The organism is Actinoallomurus acaciae, from assembly GCF_042429965.1.
Lineage (GTDB): Bacteria > Actinomycetota > Actinomycetes > Streptosporangiales > Streptosporangiaceae > Actinoallomurus > Actinoallomurus acaciae.
Map to the genome: position 1 here is coordinate 1 of NZ_JBHLZP010000693.1, position 3,580 is coordinate 3,580.

Here is a 3,580-nt window from a genome sequence, read left to right on the forward strand (position 1 = left end):
CCGAAGGCAAACACCACTCCCAAGCGGTGCTCGCCCTGGCCAGGCGACGCGTCAACGTCCTGTGGGCGCTCCTGCGCGACGGACGGTGCTACCAACTCGCACCACCGGTCACCGCTGCGGCTTGACAACAGCATTAGCAAGCCTCCCGGTCCAGGTGGAGGACGTCGGGCTCGTCGTCGAACTGCAGCCGGTCGACCGCGTCGAGGATCCGGTCGGCGTCCGGCAGGTGCGAGTGCTCGAGTTTCGGAGGCGGGTAGGGGATGTCGAAGCCCGTGACCCGCAGTACGGGGGCGGCGAGCGAGTGGAAGCAGCGCTCCTGCACGCGCGCCGCGACCTCCGCGCCCACCCCGGCGAACCCCTGGGCCTCCTGGACCACCACGCAACGACCCGTCCTGCGCACCGAGGACACGACGGTCTCGTCGTCGAACGGGACGAGCGTGCGCAGGTCCACGACCTCCAGGCCGATGCCGTCGCGGGCCGCGGCCTCGGCCGCCTGGAGCGCCACCGGGACGCCGGGGCCGTACGCGACCAGCGTCGCGTCGCGTCCCTCGCGCCGTACCGTCGCCCGGCCGAACCCCGCGGCCCGGCGAGCGGTGGGATCGGTCTCGCCCTTGGACCAGTACAGCCGCTTGGGCTCCATGAAGATCACCGGGTCAGGGTCGGTGATGGCGTCGCGGAGCAGCCAGTACGCGTCGTCCGGGGTCGCGGGCGTGACCACCTTCAGGCCCGGCGTGTGGGCGTAGTAGGCCTCGCTGGAGTCGCAGTGGTGCTCGACGCCGCCGATGCCGCCCGCGTACGGGATGCGGATCACCATCGGCAGCGACAGTCTGCCGCGGGTGCGGTTGCGCATCTTGGCCACGTGCGAGGCGATCTGTTCGAAGGCCGGGTAGGCGAAGGCGTCGAACTGCATCTCCACCACGGGCCGGAAACCGCCCATCGCCATGCCCACGGCGAGACCGACGATGCCCGCCTCGGCCAGCGGAGTGTCGAAGCACCGGTCCTCGCCGAACTCCTTGGTCAGCCCGTCGGTGATGCGGAAGACCCCGCCCAGCGGGCCCACGTCCTCGCCGAAGACGAGAACGCGTTCGTCCGCGCCCAGCGCGTCCCGCAGCGCGGCGTTCAGCGCCTGCGCCATCGTCATCGCGGCCATGTCAGTCCTCCAACTCGGCCGCGAGCGACGCCCGCTGCTCACGCAACTGGGGCGTGGGATCGGCGAAGACGTGGTCGAACAGCTCGTACGGGTGGGACTCGGTGTCGGCGTTCATCCGGTCCCGGACACCGGAGGCGAACTCCTCGGCGGCCTCGTGCGCCGAGGCGACGCCCTCGGCGTCGAGCAGCCCCCGGTCGCGCAGATAGGTCTCCAGGCGGGCGAGGGGGTCGGCCGACTCCCACCGGTCGACCTCCGCCGGATCGCGGTACCGGCCGGCGTCGTCGGCGTTCGTGTGCGGGTCCATGCGGTACGTGTGCGCCTCCACCAGGAACGGGCCGCCGCCCGCCCGTGCGTGGCGCATCGCCGTGGTCAGGACGGACAGCGTCGCGACGAGGTCGTTGCCGTCCACCTGCTCGGACCGGACGCCGTAGCCGATCCCCTTGTACGCGAGCGCGGGCGCGGCGGTCTGCCTGGCCAGCGGCACCGAGATCGCGTACTGGTTGTTCTGCACGAAGAACACGACGGGGGAGCGGAGGACCCCGGCGTAGTTGAGCGCCTCGTGGAAGTCGCCCTCGCTGGTGCCGCCGTCGCCGATGAAGGCCATCGCGACGCCGTCCTCGCCCCTGCGGCGGAGCGCCTCGGCCATGCCGACCGCGTGGAGGGTGTGGGTGGCCAGCGGCGTGCACTGAGGCGCGACGCGCGTGGCCGCAGGGTCGTACCCGCAGTGCCAGTCGCCCCGCAGCAGGGTGAGCGCCTCGACCGGATCGATGCCACGGGCGATCAGAGCCATCGAGTCGCGGTAGGTCGGGAACAGCCAGTCGTTCTCGCGGAGCGCGAGCACGCCGCCGATCTGGCAGGCCTCCTGACCGCGGCTCGACGGGTAGACCGCGAGCCGGCCCTGCTTGGTCAGCGCGGTCGCCTGACGGTCGAAGCGCCGGCCCAGGACCATCCGGCGGTACGCCTCCAGCAACCGCTCGTCCTCTGGCGCCGAGTAACCGGCAGGCGGTTCGACGGCCGTGCCGTTCTCGGCGACGAACCGCACCGGAACGGGTGAAGGAAGAAGGCCGTCGACCACTTCGTGATCTGTCCGCACGGACATGGCGACGCTCCCTTTCTCTGGACGTTTGACAGCAGCAGCGTCCGCTTCGAGGGTCAACCGTTCAAGACATCAGGCACAATTAGCGACAAATAGGTCTCAAGTGCGCTTGGGGTGGACCGAATGTCGTCCGAAGAGGGCATTGGCGGGGGCTTGGCGGGACGTTCTGCCGGTCCGCTGGACGAGGTGGATCGCGCGATCATCGCCGCGTTGCTGCGCGACGGACGGATCTCGGTACGGGCGCTCGCCGAGCACGTCCACATCTCCCGGGCCAACGCCTACGCACGGCTCTCCCGGTTGACGGACGAGGGAGTGATCACCGGTTTCACGATCGAACTCGCGTCGCACAAGGCGGGCCTGGGCACCAGCGCGTACGTCTCGGTCACCATCGAGCAGAACGCCTGGCGCGCGGTGTCGGCCGGGCTCCAGGACATCCCCTACGTCGAGCACTTCGCGATGGTCGGCGGCGACTACGACGTCCTGGTCCTGGTCAGGGCGCCGGACAACGCGGCGCTCCGGCACGTGGTGCTCGAACGCATCCAGGACGTCCCCGGAGTACGCGCCACCCGTACGTGGCTGGTGTTCGACGAGGCCCGCGGCCGGGGCGCGGATTGGGGCAGGGCGTGAGGTGCGGTGCGCGCCCGGCGTGCGCGCGTCTCACGGACGCGGCCTACGGCGCGGCCACCCGTCCCGTCGCATTCAGGCCGGCCAGGTCTTGGCCACGAGGGTGAGCACGTCGTACGTGGCGACCGGCCGGCCCTCCTGGTTGGTCACGACGGCGTCCCAGCGGACCTCGCCGTAGTCCGCGCCGCCGCGCGGGGTGATCTGCTTGACGGTCAGCGCCACCTCGATCGTGTCGCCCGCCTTCACGGGGGTGAGGAAACGCAGCCCGTCGACGCCGAAGTTCGCCAGGACCGGCCCGGGGGCCGGGTCGACGAAGAGCCCGGCGGCGAGGGACACGACGAGGTACCCGTGGGCGACGATGCCGCCGAACAGCGGGTTGCGCGCGGCGGCCTCGGGATCGGTGTGCGCGTAGAACGTGTCGCCGGTGAACTCGGCGAAGTGGTCGATGTCCGCGAGCGAGACCGTGCGCGGCGCGGAGGTGATCGCGTCACCGATCCGCAGGTCCGCCAGGGACTTCCGGAAGGGATGGACGCCGGACTCCCTGCGCGCGGCGCCGGTCGTCCACCGCCCGGTGATCGCGGTGAGCAGGTCGGGGGAGGCCTGGACCGCGGTGCGCTGCATGTGGTGCAGGACCCCGCGGGCGCCGCCGAGCTCCTCGTCGCCGGCGGCCCGCCCCGGGCCGCCGTGCACGAGGACCGGCAGCGGCGAGC

At 71.6% G+C, this 3,580-nt stretch carries 4 protein-coding genes and 1 pseudogene; 2 read left to right on the forward strand and 3 right to left on the reverse strand.

The features are described 5' to 3' along the window. Window positions 1-125: pseudogene (locus tag ACFFNX_RS45150) on the forward strand (IS110 family transposase); the annotation flags it as partial. Window positions 126-133: 8 nt separating this feature from the next. Here ACFFNX_RS45150 and ACFFNX_RS45155 read toward each other — a convergent pair. Together ACFFNX_RS45155 and pdhA are read right to left on the reverse strand one after the other, a co-directional pair. Continuing rightward, window positions 134-1,150: an alpha-ketoacid dehydrogenase subunit beta gene (locus tag ACFFNX_RS45155; RefSeq protein WP_378212452.1), complete on the reverse strand. Its 1,017-nt coding sequence runs from the start codon at window positions 1,148-1,150 to the stop codon at window positions 134-136. A gap of 1 nt (window position 1,151) precedes the next feature. Continuing rightward, window positions 1,152-2,249: a pyruvate dehydrogenase (acetyl-transferring) E1 component subunit alpha gene (gene pdhA / locus ACFFNX_RS45160; protein WP_378212453.1), complete on the reverse strand. Its 1,098-nt coding sequence runs from the start codon at window positions 2,247-2,249 to the stop codon at window positions 1,152-1,154. A 183-nt stretch (window positions 2,250-2,432) separates the two neighbouring features. Between pdhA and ACFFNX_RS45165 the strand changes: the two genes are divergently transcribed. Continuing rightward, on the forward strand, window positions 2,433-2,873 hold the full coding sequence (locus ACFFNX_RS45165; protein ID WP_378212455.1) for an Lrp/AsnC family transcriptional regulator: 441 nt from the start codon (window positions 2,433-2,435) through the stop codon (window positions 2,871-2,873). 72 nt (window positions 2,874-2,945) lie between these two features. Here the strand turns inward: ACFFNX_RS45165 and ACFFNX_RS45170 are convergent. Next, a partial coding sequence (locus tag ACFFNX_RS45170; RefSeq protein ID WP_378212457.1) for a MaoC/PaaZ C-terminal domain-containing protein occupies window positions 2,946-3,580 on the reverse strand: 635 nt, incomplete at its 5' end.

What these genes read in the sequence shown, in the direction of transcription:
- pdhA (WP_378212453.1), bottom strand. Translation starts at nt 2,249, where the DNA reads ATGTCCGTGCGGACAGATCACGAAGTGGTCGACGGCCTTCTTCCTTCA.
- ACFFNX_RS45155 (WP_378212452.1), bottom strand. Translation starts at nt 1,150, where the DNA reads ATGGCCGCGATGACGATGGCGCAGGCGCTGAACGCCGCGCTGCGGGAC.